The organism is Leptotrichia sp. HMT-225, assembly GCF_030644325.1.
In the GTDB taxonomy this organism is placed as follows: domain Bacteria; phylum Fusobacteriota; class Fusobacteriia; order Fusobacteriales; family Leptotrichiaceae; genus Leptotrichia; species Leptotrichia massiliensis.
Genome location: NZ_CP130323.1, coordinates 913,592 through 932,733 on the forward strand (window position 1 = coordinate 913,592; position 19,142 = coordinate 932,733).

18 protein-coding genes are annotated in these 19,142 nt (G+C 30.5%); all 18 read left to right on the forward strand.

Annotated features, from left to right (window positions below):
- Nucleotides 1-2: 2 nt before the first annotated feature.
- The 18 genes from QU666_RS04530 to atpH all read left to right on the forward strand — a co-directional run bounded on the left by QU666_RS04530 (nucleotide 3) and on the right by atpH (nucleotide 19,134).
- Nucleotides 3-1,187: a type II secretion system protein GspD gene (locus QU666_RS04530; RefSeq protein WP_036071686.1), complete on the forward strand. Its 1,185-nt coding sequence runs from the start codon at nucleotides 3-5 to the stop codon at nucleotides 1,185-1,187.
- 157 nt (nucleotides 1,188-1,344) lie between these two features.
- Entirely contained in the window at nucleotides 1,345-2,346 is a 1,002-nt protein-coding gene (gene rfaE1 / locus QU666_RS04535; RefSeq protein ID WP_021769968.1) for a D-glycero-beta-D-manno-heptose-7-phosphate kinase, read from the forward strand.
- 82 nt (nucleotides 2,347-2,428) lie between these two features.
- Nucleotides 2,429-3,316 (forward strand): ROK family protein, encoded by an 888-nt coding sequence (locus QU666_RS04540; protein WP_021769969.1) that lies wholly within the window; start codon nucleotides 2,429-2,431, stop codon nucleotides 3,314-3,316.
- Between the two features lie 40 nt (nucleotides 3,317-3,356).
- Entirely contained in the window at nucleotides 3,357-4,400 is a 1,044-nt protein-coding gene (locus QU666_RS04545) for a type II secretion system F family protein (protein WP_021769970.1), read from the forward strand.
- A gap of 315 nt (nucleotides 4,401-4,715) precedes the next feature.
- Nucleotides 4,716-5,360: an O-methyltransferase gene (locus QU666_RS04550; protein ID WP_021769971.1), complete on the forward strand. Its 645-nt coding sequence runs from the start codon at nucleotides 4,716-4,718 to the stop codon at nucleotides 5,358-5,360.
- A 172-nt stretch (nucleotides 5,361-5,532) separates the two neighbouring features.
- Nucleotides 5,533-6,267 (forward strand): endonuclease/exonuclease/phosphatase family protein, encoded by a 735-nt coding sequence (locus tag QU666_RS04555; protein WP_021769972.1) that lies wholly within the window; start codon nucleotides 5,533-5,535, stop codon nucleotides 6,265-6,267.
- A 371-nt stretch (nucleotides 6,268-6,638) separates the two neighbouring features.
- Nucleotides 6,639-7,688 carry an N-acetyl-gamma-glutamyl-phosphate reductase gene (gene argC / locus QU666_RS04560; protein ID WP_021769973.1) on the forward strand — a complete coding sequence of 350 codons (1,050 nt, stop codon included), beginning with the start codon at nucleotides 6,639-6,641 and terminating at the stop codon, nucleotides 7,686-7,688.
- A gap of 20 nt (nucleotides 7,689-7,708) precedes the next feature.
- Complete coding sequence (gene argJ / locus QU666_RS04565) at nucleotides 7,709-8,941, forward strand: bifunctional glutamate N-acetyltransferase/amino-acid acetyltransferase ArgJ (RefSeq protein WP_021769974.1); 1,233 nt, start codon at nucleotides 7,709-7,711, stop codon at nucleotides 8,939-8,941.
- Between the two features lie 108 nt (nucleotides 8,942-9,049).
- A complete protein-coding gene (gene argB, locus QU666_RS04570; RefSeq protein WP_021769975.1) occupies nucleotides 9,050-9,922 on the forward strand; it encodes an acetylglutamate kinase in 873 nt (290 codons plus the stop codon).
- A 28-nt stretch (nucleotides 9,923-9,950) separates the two neighbouring features.
- Nucleotides 9,951-11,132, forward strand: a complete 1,182-nt coding sequence (locus QU666_RS04575) for an aspartate aminotransferase family protein (protein WP_021769976.1) — start codon at nucleotides 9,951-9,953, stop codon at nucleotides 11,130-11,132.
- A gap of 95 nt (nucleotides 11,133-11,227) precedes the next feature.
- Complete coding sequence (locus tag QU666_RS04580; protein ID WP_021769977.1) at nucleotides 11,228-11,776, forward strand: hypothetical protein; 549 nt, start codon at nucleotides 11,228-11,230, stop codon at nucleotides 11,774-11,776.
- Between the two features lie 16 nt (nucleotides 11,777-11,792).
- On the forward strand, nucleotides 11,793-12,782 hold the full coding sequence (gene argF / locus QU666_RS04585; protein WP_021769978.1) for an ornithine carbamoyltransferase: 990 nt from the start codon (nucleotides 11,793-11,795) through the stop codon (nucleotides 12,780-12,782).
- 103 nt (nucleotides 12,783-12,885) lie between these two features.
- The gene (locus QU666_RS04590; protein WP_021769979.1) at nucleotides 12,886-14,130 is read left to right on the forward strand and encodes a glycoside hydrolase family 10 protein; all 1,245 of its coding nucleotides are present in this window, start codon (nucleotides 12,886-12,888) and stop codon (nucleotides 14,128-14,130) included.
- Nucleotides 14,131-14,436: 306 nt separating this feature from the next.
- Complete coding sequence (locus tag QU666_RS04595; protein WP_021769435.1) at nucleotides 14,437-16,560, forward strand: hypothetical protein; 2,124 nt, start codon at nucleotides 14,437-14,439, stop codon at nucleotides 16,558-16,560.
- Between the two features lie 164 nt (nucleotides 16,561-16,724).
- Nucleotides 16,725-17,621 (forward strand): F0F1 ATP synthase subunit A, encoded by an 897-nt coding sequence (gene atpB, locus QU666_RS04600; RefSeq protein ID WP_021769434.1) that lies wholly within the window; start codon nucleotides 16,725-16,727, stop codon nucleotides 17,619-17,621.
- Between the two features lie 135 nt (nucleotides 17,622-17,756).
- The gene (atpE, locus tag QU666_RS04605) at nucleotides 17,757-17,993 is read left to right on the forward strand and encodes an ATP synthase F0 subunit C (protein ID WP_006803454.1); all 237 of its coding nucleotides are present in this window, start codon (nucleotides 17,757-17,759) and stop codon (nucleotides 17,991-17,993) included.
- Nucleotides 17,994-18,110: 117 nt separating this feature from the next.
- Nucleotides 18,111-18,605 (forward strand): F0F1 ATP synthase subunit B, encoded by a 495-nt coding sequence (atpF, locus tag QU666_RS04610; RefSeq protein WP_021769433.1) that lies wholly within the window; start codon nucleotides 18,111-18,113, stop codon nucleotides 18,603-18,605.
- Between the two features lies 1 nt (nucleotide 18,606).
- Nucleotides 18,607-19,134: an ATP synthase F1 subunit delta gene (atpH, locus tag QU666_RS04615; protein WP_021769432.1), complete on the forward strand. Its 528-nt coding sequence runs from the start codon at nucleotides 18,607-18,609 to the stop codon at nucleotides 19,132-19,134.
- Nucleotides 19,135-19,142: the final 8 nt, after the last annotated feature.

Here is a 19,142-nt window from a genome sequence, read left to right on the forward strand (position 1 = left end):
TTTTGAAAAAAAAGAGAAGTTACAGATTGTTAATTGTTTGCTTTTTGGCTTTTTTGATTGCTTTGAGTAATATTTTTGGAGCGAAAGCGGCTGATTATGTGAATAAGAGCGATGTGGAAAATGCTAAAAAAATATTTATTTATGAAGTTCCGAAGAAAGTGCAGGCTGAAAAAAAGGAAAATAGTGATAATAAGGGGGAAAACAGTAATAAGCAGGATAATAAAAATAATAATCCTGTAACTAAAAAAGAGGAAAATAAGAGTCAGGGACAGAATCAGAATAATGTACAGCAGACTGTAAAGGAAGTTAAAAAGAAAACTGGAGAAGTTGACTTGGAATACAGAAATGTAAAGGATATTACTGAGGCACTTAATGGATTTTTTGGATTTGAAGTTATTGGAATTGATAATAAAGTAATTTTTAGTGGAGATGAGAGTAAAGTTGAGGAGATGAAAAGGATTATAAAGTCGCTGGATAAGGAAAAAGAGCAAATTATAATAAAGGGAACTATAATTGATACAAGTTCAAATCTTTTTGAGCGGCTTGGAATCGACTGGAGCATAAATAGTAATAATTCTAATGCGACTAAAGATAATCTGGTGGCAAAATTTTTAAATGGAGAAGTTTCGATTGCGTCAATTTTTTCAAAAGGAGGACGATTTTTAGGAATAGATTTTAATTTGCTGAAGGAAAATGGAGATATACGGATTGAGGCTATGCCGACACTTATGATTATGGAAAATGAGGAAGGAGAATTAAAGGTTACAGAGGAAGTTCTTGTTGGAGAAAAAAAGACTACAAAGAAAGATACAGAATATGTAGAGCCAATTTTTTCTGAAGCAGGTATAGTATTTAGGATAAATCCTGAAATTAGAAAAATTAATGGAATAAAGAAAATTCTGCTTAAAATTGATACAGAAATAAGCAACTTTAAACTAACTTCAAGTTATAATGCGTCTTCTGGAGCTAAACAGAAGAACCAGACTAAAACAACAATTACTTTGAATAATGGTGGCTCAACTTTTATTGGAGGGCTAAAGCAGGATGTGAGCAAGGAAACAATCAGAAGAGTACCCGTATTATCAAAAATTCCTATAATTGGTCCGCTGTTTAAGTATCGACGTACTAATAGGGAAATGCGGGATATTTACATTGAAATTGAGGCAGTAATTCAAGATAAAACTTAATTAAAAAATAATCATTTTAAACTTTTTTCAGTTCAAATGAAAAACTTTACAAATTATACTGAAAATTTCCAAAATATGTAGTATAATATTAAATAAAGACTAAAATTATAATTTAAAACAGTAAATTAATGAATTTGAATTTAAGGAAAGGATAAAGATGATTTCAATTCAAAGGCTTGAAGAAATAATAAAAAAATTTAGTAGTGTCAGAATAGCTGTAATTGGTGATATGATGCTAGATGAGTATCTAATTGGGAAGGTTAACAGAATTTCTCCTGAAGCGCCTGTTCCAATTGTGAATATTGAAGAGGAAAGATTTGTGTTAGGGGGAGCTTCAAATGTGGCGAATAACTTGACTTCGCTTGAAGCAAAAGTTTTCGTTTATGGAGTAATTGGCAATGATGCAAATGGAGAAAAATTTATAAAGGAGCTTGAAGATAAAAATGTGAATCCTGCTGGAATTGTGAAGGATGAAACACGTCCAACAATTATTAAAAGCAGAGTTTTGTCACAAGGCCAACAGTTACTTAGATTGGATTGGGAAAAAGATACTGATATTTCAGAAGATATTCAAAATCAACTTTTGGAAAATTTTGAAAAAAATATTGAAAATATTGATGCAGTACTGATTTCTGATTACAATAAAGGGTTGCTTACAAAACATTTATCAGAAAGAATTATAGAAATAGCAAAAAAACATAATAAAAAAGTAATGGTTGATCCAAAACCGCAGAATTTTAAAAATTATGTTGGAGCAACTTCAATGACTCCAAATAGAAAAGAAATTTTGGATTATTTTGGAATGAAAAAATTTACGAGCGAGGAAGAAATTGCTGAAAAAATGGCTCAGTTAAAGGATGATTTAAAACTGGACAGCGTTGTGCTTACTCGAAGTGAAGAGGGAGTTTCGCTGTTTAGAACAAAACATAAGAGGATACCGACTGTGGCAAGGGAAGTTTATGATGTTACAGGGGCTGGAGATACCTTTATATCGACATTTTTACTTTCGATATGTGCTGGAGCGGATTTGTATGAGGCTGGGGTAATTGCAAATATGGCATCTGGAATTGTAGTGGCAAAAATAGGAACAGCTACTGCAACGCAAGATGAAATAATAGAATTTTACAAGGATAATGACAATATATTAAAAAATATATAAAAATGAAATGTCCTTTAATTTAAAGGTGTTTTAAAATAAAAAAAATACAAATAAAAATTTAAAAAGAAAAGGAAGTGAAATTATGGCAATTATTGCGGCAGTTGAAGCTGGGGGAACAAAATTTATATGTGGATTGGGAACTGAAGACGGAAAAATCATTGATAGGGTAAGTATTCCAACTACAACTCCTGAAGAAACAATGGCACAAGTTATCGAATATTTTAAAGACAAGGAATTTGATGTAATGGGTGTTGGGAGCTTTGGACCGATTGATCCTGTAAAAGGCTCTAAAACTTACGGATATATTACAAAAACTCCAAAACCTTACTGGAGCGATTATGATTTGATAGGAGAGTTGAAAAAACATTATGATGTTCCAATGGAATTTGATACTGATGTAAATGGAGCGGCGCTTGCGGAAAGCTGGTGGGGTGCTGGAGAAAATTTGAAAAATGTTATGTATATTACTGTTGGAACTGGAATTGGGGCTGGAGCAGTTGTTGATGGTAAAATGCTTCAAGGTTTGACTCACCCTGAAATGGGACATATATTCTTGAAAAGACATAAAGACGATAAATTTGAAGGAAGATGCCCTTTCCATAAGGACTGTATGGAAGGAATGGCGGCAGGGCCTGCAATAGAGGACAGATGGGGTAAAAAAGGATTTGAACTTGCCGATAGGGATGAAGTTTGGGACATGGAAGCATATTACTTGGCTCAGGCTGTTGTAAACTACACTTTAATTTTATCTCCACAAAAAATAATTATGGGTGGAGGAGTTATGAAACAAAAACAATTGTTCCCGTTAATTAGAAAATATGTGGTAGAATTTTTAAATGGATATGTTCAAAAAGATGAAATTTTAGAAAAAATTGAAGACTATATTGTTTATCCTGGACTTGGGGATGAAGCAGGATTTGTTGGATCAATTGCATTGGGGAAAATTGCGTTGGAAAATAACAGAAAATAATAATTGATTTGTAATTAATCAAAGGGGAGGGTTAATTAAAATGATAAGTATTATAAAGAGCAAGGAAAAGGAACTTAGTGAAAAAGACTTGCTATCATTTACAAAAAGTGTATATTATTTATTAAATGGCAAAATTTCGCTAATTGATACACTTGGAATAGTTGCACAGAATTATAGTGGAGATTTGAAAAGTAAGATAATTCGCACAAAACAGCAGATTGAAAAGGGAGTTTCTCTTCATAGGGCTTTTTCAAAGATTACTGCAAATAAGGAATTTATGGAAATGATTAAAATTGGGGAAGAAACTGGAAATTTGGAAATAGTCTTTAAGAATCTGTATGAAAAGTACGAGTTTAATCAGAAAATAAAAAAAGATGTGAAAAATTTGAGCATTTATCCAGTAACAGTTATAATTACAGCATTGGTTATTGTATTCATACTGTTAAAATTTGTAGTGCCTAAATTTGTGATAATTTATTCTGATATTGGTCAGGAATTGCCAAAGGTTACGCAAATTGTGATAAATATTAGTAAAATAACGGATAAATATGGTATTTTTCTTTTAATTGCCATAATTTTTTCATTTTTTGGATTAAAAAATTGGAAAGGAAAAAATGAAAAGAATTTTGAAAAATTTTTTTTAGAAATGAAACTGATTGGGCAAATGTATAAAAATATTTGTATATTGAATTTTACAAGAAATATGTATTCTCTGACAGATGCCAATGTTCCATTGATTCAATCCTTAAAAATGTGTACAAATTCCAAAAGTTATATTTTAAATGAGGAACTGAAAAAAATTATTTTGAAAATAGAAAAGGGTGAGAGTATTCAAAAATCCTTTAAAAATACGACTTTTTTTGATAATGAATACGTAAGTTTCCTTGCAATTGGAGAAAAGACCGGCGAAATGAAAATATCATTTTTTAATTTGAATGAAATTTATTACGAAAAAGTTAGTGAGAAAATAAAATGGTTTTTAAAAATGTTTGAGCCGCTTTCGATAATTTTTATCGGAGTAATTATTGGGCTTATTGTATTTTCAGTTATGCTGCCTATTTTTAAAATGGGGGAAATGCTGTAAATATTAAATTAAAAATATAAAAAATTAAAGTTGAAAACTGGAATTTTAGATTTAACACAAAAATGCTATTCTCTATTAAAATACAGGATTTATTAGAAACTATTCGTAGCAAAGGGGAGGAAAGGTTTCCTATAAGCGAATAAAAAAATGTATATTTTAAAAAGGGGAATAAAGTGTTTGGTTTTTCTAAAAAAATTTAGACTATGGCAAAGATAGTTTAAAATTTGACTCAAAGATTATAAACATGCCGCTAAAATTTTGGAGGTTTAATTTTAAATGAATGTCAATATACAATAAAAGAAAAAAGGAAAATTTATGATAGAAAATTTTATAGAATCATCGAAATATGCACAGAATTTGTTTAAAATAAGGAATGAAATTATACAAGATATAAAAAACAAAAGTTTAGATGAAAATGTGCCGATTATTACAGATGAAGTGCTAAATTATATGATTTTTACTGCTAGAAATATAAAGGCTCGAAATATTTTGGAAATTGGTACAGCGACAGGCTATTCAGGGCTATTTTTGGCACAACTCGCTAATGAAAATAGCGGGTTTTTGACAACAATGGAAATTGATGAAATTCGTTATAGAAAAGCTGTGGAAAATTTTAAGAAACTTGGATTATTTGAAAAGAATAAGATGATTTTTGGAGATGCTTTGGAAGAAATTCCGAAACTTGATAAGAATGTGAAATATGATTTTATTTTTATTGATGCGTCGAAAGGTCAGTATTTGAAGTTTTTTGAAATGAGTTATGAACTTCTCAATGAAAATGGAATTATTTTTATTGATAATCTCATGTTTCGTGGGCTGGTTGCGGCAGATAAGGAAGAAATTCCAAAAAGATATAAGACAATTGTAAAAAGGCTCAAAGAGTTTATAGAAAAGTTGAATGAAGAGTATAATTTTGTACTGCTGCCGTTTGGAGATGGAGTTGGGATAGTAAAAAAATAAATATTCAGTATTAATCACTCAACTTAGAAATTGGATTAAAGATGTGAAAAAAGCGATGGATTGACTATATACGGAGTCTAGTTTTCCACTTTTGTTTTAAACTGGAATTGTTATAAAGAGGTTTGGATTTATAATATAATTTTGTAAATATGGGAAAGAGAAGTGAGGAGAAATGAAATTTCTTTTGTATAATATTCGATACGGGACTGGAAAATATTTGAATCAGCCGTTTAAACATATGCGAGGGTATTTGGGACGTTCTGTAAGGCATGTTTATCGAATTGGGAAATTTATTAATAAATATAAGCCTGACATTGTGGGACTTGTAGAAGTTGATCTTGGCTCGTTTAGAATGTACAGCAGAAATCAGGCTACGCTTCTTGGAAGAATTACTAGAAATAATAATGTTTATCAGTACAAATATGAGGAAGATTCTAATTATATGAAATTCCCGATGGTAAGAAAGCAGGGAAATGCCTTACTTTCTAAAAAACCTGTTTTACGGGAAGAATTTCATTATCTGGATATTGGAATGAAAAAATTGATTATCGAGGTGGAAACGGAAGATATTGTGGTGTTTCTAGTTCATTTGGCACTTGGTGGAAAAACGAGACAGAAACAGATTGTACAGCTTTACAATTTTGTGAAAAACTGCAAAAAGCCAGTTATAGTCGCTGGAGATTTTAATGTGTTCTGGGGAGAAGAGGAAATTGAAATGTTTTTACAGGCTTCTAACCTGCAAAATATAAACATAAGGAAAGAGCCAACTTTTCCGAGTTGGAATCCAAAGCGGGAACTTGACTTTATACTTTGTTCAAAGGAAATAAAAGTAAAAAGTTATGCAGTTATACAAACTCAGCTTTCAGATCATTTACCGATACTAGTCGATTTTGAAATTGTAAAATAAAAGATTATAAAAGCTAAAGGATTAATTTTATTAATGATAACATTTAAAACTTATATATTTGATATATTGATTTTAGATTATTTTTCTGCTATAATAGATTTATCAAAAAATAAATTAAAATGATAGGAGGAAAAGATTATGAAAATAATAAGAAGGATAAGGGATAATAAATTTACACAATTAAATTATAAACCCTTGTCAGATGGTGTATAATCATTTTTATAATGGATTCCTGTTTTACATAAAAATTTTACTTTTGCCAATGACCTTTGGGTTGTTGGCTCTTTGTTTTTATATACAATTTGTATAATTTTATTTAGAGCCTGTAAAAAGGGCTTTTTTTTATAAAAAAATGCAGGGAGATGGTAATTATGATAAAAGTTGGAGTTATTGGAGCGACTGGGTATGCTGGGCAGCAGCTTGTATGGATATTGAATAATCATAAAGAAGTGGAAATTGAATTTATTTCTTCGTATTCAAATGCTGGAGAGAATATGAGCGAAGTGTATGCAAATTATAAAAAATATTTTGAGAAGAAATTAATTTCGCAGGAAGAGGCTGAGGAAAATTTTGGAAAAATTGATGTGCTGTTTTTGGCATTGCCACATGGATTGTCGGAAAAGATGACTAAGAAGGCGCTCGAAAATAATGTAAAAGTTTTTGACTTGGGAGCAGATTTTAGGCTGGATGACTCGGAAACTTATGAAAAATGGTATGATGTTAAGCATGAGTTTCCTGAAATTAATCAGAGTGCAGTTTATGGCTTGCCTGAGCTGAATAGGGGAAGAATAAAGGAAAGTCAAGTTATTGCCTGTCCCGGGTGTTATCCGACATCGGCAATACTGGGAGCGGCACCGCTTTTAAAAAATAAAGTTGTAAAAACGGATAAAATAATAATTGATTCAAAATCTGGAGTTTCAGGAGCAGGGAGAAGTGCCAAAATAGATACGATTTTTACAGAAGTAAATGAAAGTTTTAAGGCTTATGGAGTTTTAAAGCATAGACATACGCCTGAAATAAAGCAGGAAATGGATAAATTATCAGAAAACGATATGAATGTAGTTTTTACTCCACATTTATTGCCAATAAATAGGGGAATTCTTTCAACAATTTATCTGGAAGTAAATGAAAAATGGAAGGAAAGCTTGACAGAAGAAAAAATTTATGAAATTTATAATGATTTTTATAAAAATGAGTATTTTATAAGGGTTACTGAAAATTTGCCCGAGATAAAAAATGTGAAAAATAGCAATATTTGTGAAATTGGTGTCCGTTATGACTCAAAAACTGGAAATATTATTGTAATTTCTGCGATTGACAACCTCGTAAAAGGTGCAGGTGGACAAGCTGTTCAAAGTATGAATATTATGTTTGAGCTTGAAGAAAATATGGGGCTGGAATTTTTATCAATGTATATTTAATTTTAAAAGGAGTGATTTTTATGAAAATAATAAAAGATGGGACAATTACTAATGTTAAAGGGATAAAGGCGGCAGGAATATCGGCACAGTTGAAAAAAAGTGGGAAAAAAGACTTGGCATTGATTTATAGCGAGAAAAAGGCAGTTTCGGCTGCAGTGTTTACAAAAAATCTTGTAAAAGCGGCTCCGATTATTTTAAATATGGAAAATATAAAAAATGGAAATACACAGGCGATTATTGTAAATAGCGGGAATGCTAACTCGTGTACTGGAGAAACTGGACTTGAAAATGCTAAAAAAATGACGGAATTTGCAGCAAATGAGCTGGGACTCAAAAAAGAGGAGATTTTAGTGCAGTCTACTGGAATTATTGGAGTTCAGCTGGATATGAAAAAGATAGAAACTGGAATTAGTAAAATTTGCAAGGAAATATCGGAAAATGGGGGAAATGATGCGGCAACTGCGATTATGACGACGGACACTTTTACAAAACAGATTTGTGCAGAAATTGAAATAGATGGAAAAACAGTAACAGTTGCGGGAATGGCAAAAGGTTCTGGGATGATACACCCAAATATGGCTACAATGCTGGCTCTCACAGTAACGGATGTAAATATTGAAAAATCGTTGCTGCAAAAAATATTTTCCGAAATCACAGACAGCACATTTAATATGATTTCAGTTGACGGAGATACAAGTACAAATGATATGGCTTGTGTTATTGCTAATGGGGCTTCTGAAAATAAAAAAATTGTAGATGAAAATTCTGAAGGATACAGCAAATTTAAAGAGGCACTTTATTTTGTGAATCAGGAGCTGGCAAAGCTGATTGCAAAAGACGGGGAAGGGGCAACAAAATTAATTGAAGTTGCTGTAACTGGGGCAAAAAGTAAAAAAGACGCACAAAAAGTTGCAAAATCAGTAATAACTTCAAACCTTTTTAAAGCGGCTGTATTTGGGGAAGATCCAAACTGGGGAAGAATCCTTTGTGCTGTAGGTTATTCTGAAGCACAACTTATTGTTGATAAAGTAAATATTTTTCTTGGAAATGATATTAATGCTTTACAGAAAGGAGTCCAAGTTGCAAAAAATGGCATGGGAATAGAATTTGACAACGAAAAGGCTGTTAAAATTTTGAAAAATGAGAAAGTTGAAATTTTGATTGAACTGAATGATGGAGAATTTTCTTCGACTGCGTGGGGATGTGACTTGAGTTACGATTATGTGAAAATAAATGCGGAGTACCATACTTAATAATTTTTATAATTTTGAGAATTATTTGTCTGTTAGATTTTTTTAGATAGTTAATTTTTTTAAAAAATTAAAGAAATGAGAAAATTTTGATAAAAAGAAAGGGAAAATATGATTTCAAATTTAGATAAAGCAAAAATTTTGGTAAAAGCGTTGCCATTTATAAAAAAGTATCATAATAAAACGATTGTGATTAAATATGGTGGAAGTGCGATGGTCAATCCTGTTGCACGGGAGCAGTTTATTCAAGATATAGTTCTTATGAAATATGTTGGGATAAATCCTGTGATTGTGCATGGTGGCGGGCCTGAGATTAATGAAATGCTTCAAAAAATTGGAAAAGAGAGCAAATTTATTGATGGAAATCGTGTGACTGATGAAGAAACTGTGGAGATTGTGGAAATGGTGCTTTCTGGGAAAGTAAATAAAGGAATTGTTGCGGATATTAATAAATATGGTGGAAAAGCTGTTGGACTTAGTGGAAAAGACGGGAATATGGTGTTTGTTGAGAAGAAGTTTGCTGAAGTTGATGGAGAGAAGATTGATATTGGGTTTGTTGGAGAAATTAAGGAAATTAATACGGAAGTAATAAAATTGTTGGAGTCGAATGATGTGATTCCTGTGATTTCATCTATTGGAATTGACAAGAATGGTCAGACATACAATATTAATGCCGATTATGTGGCAGGCACGATTGCTGGGAAATTAAAGGCAGATAGATTGGTATTTTTGACAGATGTTGATGGAATTTTACTTGATTATAATAATAAGCAGACGCTTATTGATGAAATTGATGTGAAAAAAGTGAACGATTTAATTGAACGAGAAATTATTAGTGGTGGAATGCTGCCAAAAGTTACGACTTGCCTAGATGCGATTGAAAATGGTGTGGAAAATGTAGTTATTTTAAATGGGAAGCTGGAACATTCATTATTATTGGAGCTGTTTACAGAGGAAGGAGCTGGAACTTTAATAAAAAAATAAATTAAATTTTAGAAGGGAAGGAAGAAAAATGTTATTAAATGTGTATAACCGTTATAATAAAATATTTGAAAAAGGAAAAGGAACATATATTTATGACAATGAAGGGAATGAATATTTAGATTTTGTATCGGGAATATCCGTAAACTGTCTGGGGCATGCAAGTCCAGTAATTATAAATGCTTTGACTGAACAAAGTAAAAAATTGATACATATTTCAAATCTTTATTACAGCGAGCCTCAATTAGAGCTGGCAAAAAAACTTACAGAAAACAGTGCGATGGAGAAAGTATTTTTTACGAACAGTGGAACAGAAGCAATTGAGCTGGCAATAAAAATTGCTCATAAATATGGAAATAATTTATCGTATGATGAAAATGGAAATAAAATCATTGACAAAACTGAAATAATTTATATGAAAAATTCATTTCACGGACGTTCAACAGGAGCATTGGCAGTAACAGGACAGCCTAAATATCAGAAACCTTTTGAGCCTTTGATTTCCAATGTTGCACAATGTAATTTTAATGATGTGAAAGATTTGAAGGCAAAAGTGGGCGAGAAAACAGCAGCCATAATTTTAGAGCCGATTCAAGGGGAAAGTGGGCTGGAAAGTGCAACACCCGAATTTATGCAGGCGATAAAGGAGTTGAGTGAAAAATATAACACACTTGTAATTTTTGATGAAATTCAATGCGGAATGGGAAGAACTGGAAAATTGTTTGCTTATGAAAATTTTGAGATTATTCCAGATATTGTCACTGTGGCAAAGTCGCTTGGTGGCGGTGTTCCAATTGGAGCAGCTCTTACAAAGGGCAAGGCAAACGATGTTTTAGAGCCTGGAGATCATGGTTCAACTTATGGAGGGAATCCGCTAGTCTGTGCTGTTGCAAATGCTGTTTTACATGAATTGATTGACAATAAACTGGTTGAAAAGGATGTTGTGGAAAAAGGGCAGTATTCTCTTAAAAAATTGGAAGAATTGAAGGGGAAATATAATTTTATTGAGGAAATTCGTGGGAAAGGTCTGCTTTTGGGAATAAAATTTGATGAAAGCAGAGTCTTGGGAAAAGATGTTGTTTTAAAAGCATTGGAAAATGGTCTGCTGTTAGTTGGAGCTGGAAATAACGTTGTAAGATTTTTTCCGCCATTTAATGTGAGCAAGGAAGAAATTGATGAGGCAATTTTAATTTTGGACAAAATTTTAAAATAAATTTAATTTTTTTTTAAATAATATTGTAAATTAGAAGTTATTGAGGTAAAATTATATTGAATAAATGAAAAATTATAATTTAAAGGGGAGATTTTATGAAAATTTTTAGAAAAAGTGTGATAATAGTTGTTTTGGTAAGTTTGGTAAATTTTGGTAATGTAAATGTTGAAAGTAAGATTGCTCAAATTAGGAAAGATTATGCAAGTACTAGTGCTATAAAGAATTATATTGTGAAGGAAATTGAAGATGATGAACAGAGTATAGAGGGTGGTGTTATAAGATATTATTTTCAAAATGGAATTGTTAAGAAAATTATAACTGAATATTTTGGTGAAACCTGGAGAGGAACGACAGAGTATTATGTAAAAAATGGGAAAGTTTATTTTATTTTTGATAAAACTGAAAAATATAATGTTCCGTATTATGTGAACGCTGAATGGTATAAAAGAGATAATATGAAAGTTGGAGAAGTTTTTGACAGCAGAAAATCAAAAATTTCTGAAAAGAGGTACTATTTTGATGAAAATATGAAATTGATTCGGTATGTTGGAGAGAATAAAAAAATTGTTGAAAATGTGCAAAAATTGAAGGAAATTGAAAAAAATGTGTTAGATGAGTATTTTAGAATAAAAAATAAAAATTAAGAAAAGAGGTAAAGGCATGTTAAAAGGACGTTCGTTTTTAAAATTATTAGACTTTACAACAGAAGAATTACAATATTTATTGAATTTAGCGAAAAAATTGAAGGAAGATAAGAAAAATAAGACTGAAGAGAAAAAGTTGACTGGTAAAAATATTGCATTGATTTTTGAAAAGACTTCGACACGGACTAGATGTGCTTTTGAGGTTGCGGCTTATGATCAGGGGGCGAATGTTACTTATATTGGGCCTTCTACTTCTCAGATGGATGATAAGGAGTCGATTGAGGATACTGCAAAAGTTTTGGGAAGATTTTATGATGGAATTGAGTATCGCGGATATGGACAGAATTTGGTAGAAGCATTGGCGGAATATTCTGGAGTACCTGTGTGGAACGGGCTTACGACTGAGTTTCATCCGACACAGGTTTTAGCGGATTTTTTGACTATTTTAGAGAAAAAGGGAACTTTGAAGGGAATTAAGTTTGCGTATCTTGGAGATGGAAAAAATAATATGGCAAGTTCACTTATGATTGGCACGGCAAAATTTGGGATGGATTTTACAATTGTTGCTCCGAAACAATATTTTCCAGATAAGGAACTGGCTGAAACTGCCTTGAAACTGGCTGAAGAAAATGGAGGGCGTGTTTCATTTACCGATGACCGAATTGGTGGAGTTAAGGATGCAGATGTGATTTATACGGATGTCTGGGTGTCTATGGGAGAATCTTACGATGTCTGGGATGAGAGAATAAATAGACTTTCATATTATCAAGTAAATAGCGAGCTTGTAAAACACGCAAAGGAGGACTATTTGTTTATGCATTGCCTTCCTGCATTTCATGACTTGAATACAAAAGTTGCACAGGAAATTGAAAAGAAGTACGGAATTAAGGAAATGGAAGTTACTGATGAAGTGTTCAGAAGTAAAAATTCTGTTGTATTTGATGAGGCTGAAAATAGAATGCATACGATTAAAGCGGTTATGGTGGCAACTTTGGGAGAAGAATAAGAAAAATTGAAAAAATGTAAAAAAATAAGGATAATGTATTGAAAATTTAGGAAAAATGTACTAAAATGATATTGAAGATTTAACATTCAGAAAGGAGATATTGGTGAAATCAATTTTAAAAAAAATATCATTATTAGCAATTACAGTTTTAACGGCGGCGACATTAAATGCCTCTAATATTATAATGGGAAACAACCAAAATGCGTCAAAAGTTAATAATCAAAAAGTAACAAGAAACAGCGAATTAAGAGGAGTATGGGTAGCAAGTGTAAGCAATATTGACTGGCCATCTAAGAAGGGACTTAGCGTAGAGCAGCAAAAAAGAGAATTTTTGACAATTCTTGACAATGTAAAAAAATGGAATATGAACGCTGTGTTTGTACAAATCAAACCAACAGCTGATGCTTTTTATCCCTCTAAATATTCGCCATGGTCTGAGTATTTAACAGGAACACAAGGAATAAACCCTGGATACGATCCGTTAAAGTTCATGGTAGAAGAAGCGCACAAAAGAGGAATCGAGTTTCATGCATGGTTTAATCCATACAGACTTTCTACATCAGGTTCAAGAGACAGATTGTCAAAAGATAATATTGGACGTAAAAAACCTGAATGGACAGTGGCTTATGGTGGGCAATTATACTTAAATCCAGGAATTCCTGAAGTTAATGATTATGTTGTGAATAGTATTGTTGAAGTTGTGAAAAATTATGATGTTGATGGTGTTCATATGGACGATTATTTTTATCCATACAAAGTTAAAAATCAAGAATATCCAGATTCTGCACAGTATCAGAAATATGGAAGTAAATTTGCATCAGTTGGAGACTGGAGAAGAGATAATGTAAATAAATTAGTTGAAAAATTGCATACTTCTATAAAAAAAGAAAATAAAAATGTGGAATTTGGAATAAGTCCGTTTGGAGTATGGAGAAATGCTTCCACTGATCCGTCAAGAGGTTCTGCAACAAAAGCTGGAGTTCAAAATTATGATGATTTATATGCAGATATTTTATTATGGATGAATAAAGGCTGGATAGATTACGTGGCACCACAAATTTACTGGAATCAAGGGCATAAATCAGCTGAGTACAATACGCTTGTAAAATGGTGGAGCAAATATGCAGGGCAAACGCAAACAGACCTTTATATCGGACAAGCCGCATACAAAGTTAATGATTGGCAAAATGCAAAAGAATTAATAAATCAGGTGAATTTCAACAGAAATTACCCAGAAGTAAAAGGAAGTATATTCTTTAGCTACAAATCATTACTGACAAATCCTAAAAATGCTACAAACAGCTTGGCACAAGGACCTTATTCTAATAATGGCAATCAGGAATTTTAGTATCTGAATTTAGAAAAAATCAGTATTATTGAAGTTGTTATGACTTTGGTGATACTGATTTTTTCAATAATTTATAAAAAAATTTGAATAAAGTTTGAAAAAAATAAAAAATTGGATATAATATAGAGTATAAATATAAAAATAAATTTAATTTTTTAATATTATAGATTATAAAATTGAGTAAAAACTTTAATGCTATACTTAAATTTATATGAGTTTTTGTTGAATTATTTTTTATTTAATCAAAAAAATGAGAAATATTTTTAATATAATTAAAATTTGGTTAAAAAATAGGAGAAAAATTTTATGAAAAAGGAATACGATTCTTTTAACAGAATTAAATTGAAAAATAAAATACAAGGGATGTTAGAAGAAACATTATCAAAAGGAACCGTATCAATAATAGCATGGTTAGCAGTAACAATGATTTTGATAGTTATTATATTTTCAGTCATGCTAGTGCTGATGGATTTAAAACCTAATAATGAAACTGACAGCTTGAGTTTAATTGAAGCAATTTGGCAAAATTTTTTACGTGTAATAGATCCAGGTGGATTACAAAACGCTAAATTATGGGGGTATAGAATAATAGCTGCTATAGTAACATTACTTGGAGCATTAATTTTTGGGGCATTAGTTGGGGCTTTAACAACAGGACTTGAGAATATGTTTATTGAAATTCGTAAAGGGAAGACAGAGATTGTAAAAAAAGATTTTACTCTCATTTTAGGATGGAATCCAACAATATTTAATATAATAAGTGAACTTGTTATTTCAAATGCGAATCATAGAAATAAAAAAATAGTGATACTTTCTAAAAATGATAAAATAAAAATGGAAGATGAAATAAATTTAAGAATAAATCAAAAAGAGCTTTTAAAAAATTTTCATAATTCACTAGGTGAAAAAAGTCATAAAATTTATCAAACTAAAATCTATTGTCGTTCAGGAAGCATTATAGATACGGATGATTTAAACATAGTTCATCCTGAAAATGCAGAATCAGTAATTATACTTTCTTCAGAGGAAGATAAAGAAGATATAAATACTATAAAATGTATTTTAGCGTTGAGAAAGAAAGCAAAGAAAATAATTACTGAAATAAAAGATGAACGCAATAAAGAGTTGATGGATTTTTGTTTCCAAAATGAAGAAAATGAAAATATATTATATATTCCAACTGAGAAATGGTTATCACGGATTACAGCACAAATAAGTAGACAACCAGGTTTTAGTGTCATTGCGACAGAAATTTTAAGTTATGATAATGATAAAATTTACTTTTCTAAAGCTGGAAAAGGACTCATAGGTAAAACATTTAAAGAAATTTCTTTAAATTGTACTACAAGTATTGTACTAGGAATATGTAAGAAAAATTTGGATAAAAATAATTTGAAAGAAATTTATCAAACAGAAATGGCAGAGGGCAAGTTATCAGGAATACAAAAAAATATAATTTTAAATCCTTACAAAAAGTTTAATAATAATATAATAGATGGTGAAAATATAGGATGTGTAATAGAGGAAGGAGATGAGCTTATTCTTTTTCAGTCTGATGATGGTTATCCTGAATTCCATTTTGAAGAGTTAAAAATAGAAAAATTTCAATGGAAAAGTGATATGGAAGATGTAATTTTGCCTAAAAGTAAGACATTAATTTTAGGATATAACAAAAGAATATATAAAATAATTAATGAATTATACGAATATGTGAGTACAGATTCAGAAGTTCATATAATTGCAAAAATGGATGAGGAAGTAGAAAAACACTTAAAAGATAATTTTGGTTCTGAAAATGTAACGAATGAAGATATTACGGATTACAGAGTTTCTGAAAAAGAATATGTTGGAGAAAAGTTTAATCTTGAAAGTTATGAGAACATTATAATTTTAGGTTATGATAATCTTGAAACACAGGAAAAGGATGCCAAATCAATGCTTACAATGTTACTGATAAAAAAATTGCTTGAAAAAAATAATAAATGTTCGTTACAAGAAAAAAGTATTGTTATTGAAATATGTGATGAAAAGAATAGAGAAATTGTGGAATTGACGGAAGTATCTGATTATATAATAAGTGATACGATAATAAGTTCAGTAATTAGTCAGCTGTCTGAAGAAAAAAGACTTTATTATGTTTTTGACGAATTATTTAGCGGAGAAGGCTGTGAAATTTATATGTTTTCAGCAGATAACTATATTGAAAATTTTGACAGAGAATATACTTTTAAAGAACTTTCTACAATTGTAGCAAATGAAGGAACTATTTTATTAGGATATAGAGATATGGATGAAAGAGTGGAAAAGAAAAATGATCATGGTGTTCATTTAAATGTAAGCAAGAATAAGAAGATTAGATTAAATAAAAATGATAAATTAATTGTACTGTTTGAAGGAGGCAATGAGAAAAACAAAAAGAAAGTGATTTAATTAATTTGCTATTTGGTATGGGAAAATACAGAGAAAATTGCTTAAATAAAGGAATAAATTGAATAAGAATAAAATTTGCAAAATGAATTTAATTGGAGTATAATGATTATATGTAACAAAGAATATTAAATCTTTGCTCAAAGTTGAGAGAAAGGAGGGAGATAATGAAAAATAAAATTTTTAAATTTTTGGGATTCTTATTTCTTATGATGGTCGTTGTAAATGTTATTTTATCAATTATTTCGACATTTTTACCAGTAAAATTTGAGTCTCCAAGTTCGGTTGTAGAAGCACCGCATTATTTTAATTTTGTTTTTGGGAACTTTAAATTTTCATTAAGTCAGACAGTTCTTGATACATGGGCAATTATGATTATAATTATATTTATTGTAAGAGCTGGAACAAAGAATATAAGTGTCGAAAAACCTGGAAAAATGCAGATTGTTATGGAAGAATACTATCATTTTATTGAAAATACTTTTTTGACTACTTTTGGAAAACATAAAAAAACTTATATACCGTTTTTTGCGGCATTGTTTGCATTTATAATGTTTTCAAATTTAAGTACTTTCTTATTTCCGTTTATTATGATGGCAGTAAAGGAAAATGGAATTAGAACGGTAAAACCGTTTTTTAGAACGCCAACAGCAGATCCAAATACTACAATTGGATTATCACTTGTTGTAATTGTTGTCTTTTTGGCAGTTTCTATAAAGCAAAAAAGTCTAAAAGGGTATATAAAATCATTGTTTGAGCCAATGTGGTTTATGTTTCCATTAAATGTAGTTGATATTTTTTCAAAAGTGTTAAATACTTCAATGCGGCTTTTTGGAAATATGCTTGCGGGACTTGTAATTGTAGGACTGCTATACAGTCTTGTTGGACGTGGATTACTTCAATCAATGACAAATAATATGCTAAAGGGAAGTTTTTCATTTTCGGTTGGATGGCCGATGTTAATACAGCTTTATTTGGATTTATTTATTGGAATAGTACAGGCATTTGTATTTACAATACTTTCATCAGTTTATATAGGTGAAGCATTGGGAGAAGAGGAATAAAAACAGATCTGTAGTTCTTTTATATGTTCAAAGTCAACGAAATTAAGATTTTGTATAAATAAGAGAATTATAATTAAAATATAGTTTTTTAAAATAAAGAAAATAAAAAATAATATAAATTAGGAGGATTAAAGAATGGAAGGAATAGTTCAAGCGGCAGCTTTATTAGGAGCAGGAATTGCAGCAGTAGGAGGAATTGGAGCAGGATTAGGGCAAGGGATAGCAACTGGTTATGCAGTAGAGGCAGTGTCAAGACAGCCTGAAGCTAAACAGGACATTATGCAAACATTAATCACAGGGCTTGCAATTACAGAATCATCAGCAATTTATGCGTTGGTAATAGCTTTCTTATTGATTTTCTTAAAAGGATAATAAAAAATATCCAGTATTTTTAGAATCAGAAAAAATAAAATAATATTGTTATGAAAGTTATTATAAAGTAAGAATAAAAAGAAACAAAATAGGGTTAATGTAAATTAAGGAGAAAAAATGAATGAAGGAGCAAAATTAGTAAACATCGATTTTACGATGGCTATTCAAATAATAAACTTTATAGTGTTAATCTATTTTTTTTCACGAGCTTTTGCAAAAAAAATTGGTAAAGTGCTTGAGGACAGAAAAAAATTAGCGTTGTCTGAAATGGAAATAGTTGAGAACGAAAAGGAAAAACTGGAAGAACAGAAAAAATTAATGGAAAAACTGAAAAAAGAATCTAAAAGACGTGCTAATGACATTTTGATAAAAGCTGAAAGACAGGCGGATGACAGAAAAGATCAGGTTATATCACAAGCTATGAGCAATCGTGAAAGAATGATGATGAAAGCAGAAGCTGATATTGAAAAAATGCGACAAAATGCCAAATTTGAACTTCAAAAGGAAGTTGGAGAAATGGCAGTTGAACTTGCAGAAAAAATCATTAAAGAAAATATTGATGATAAACAAGATGAAACTATAAATAAGTTTATTAATGAGATAGGAGATTAGAATGGCTAATGATGAGATTGCAAAAAGATATGCAGCGGCAATTTATAATATAGCAAAATCTTCTGACAATATAAATGAAGTTCGGGAAGTATTAAATATTCTTATGGAAAACTACGAGGAAGAAGAGGAATTTAGAAAAATTTTGGAAGATCCTTTGAAAAAATTTCCAGAAAAAGAAAAATTTTTAGAAAAATCATTTGATCATGTGACAAAAGAAGCACTTGGAATAATAAAATATATTGTAAGAAAACAGCGATTATCCCTTGTCAGTGATATAAAAGAATATTTTTTAAAACTTTACTACGAAGAAAACAATAAACTTCCAATAACTGCTATATTTGCAAAGGAGCTATCGGAAACGCAAAGAGAACAGTTAATAAAAAAACTTGAAAACAAATATGGTAAAAAAATCGTTTTGAATCTTAAAGTTGATAAGGAAATAATCGGTGGAGGAATTTTAAAAATTGGAAATGAAGTTATTAACGGTTCAATAAAAAATCAGATTGAGGAAATAAAGAAAAATTTTTAGAAACGGAG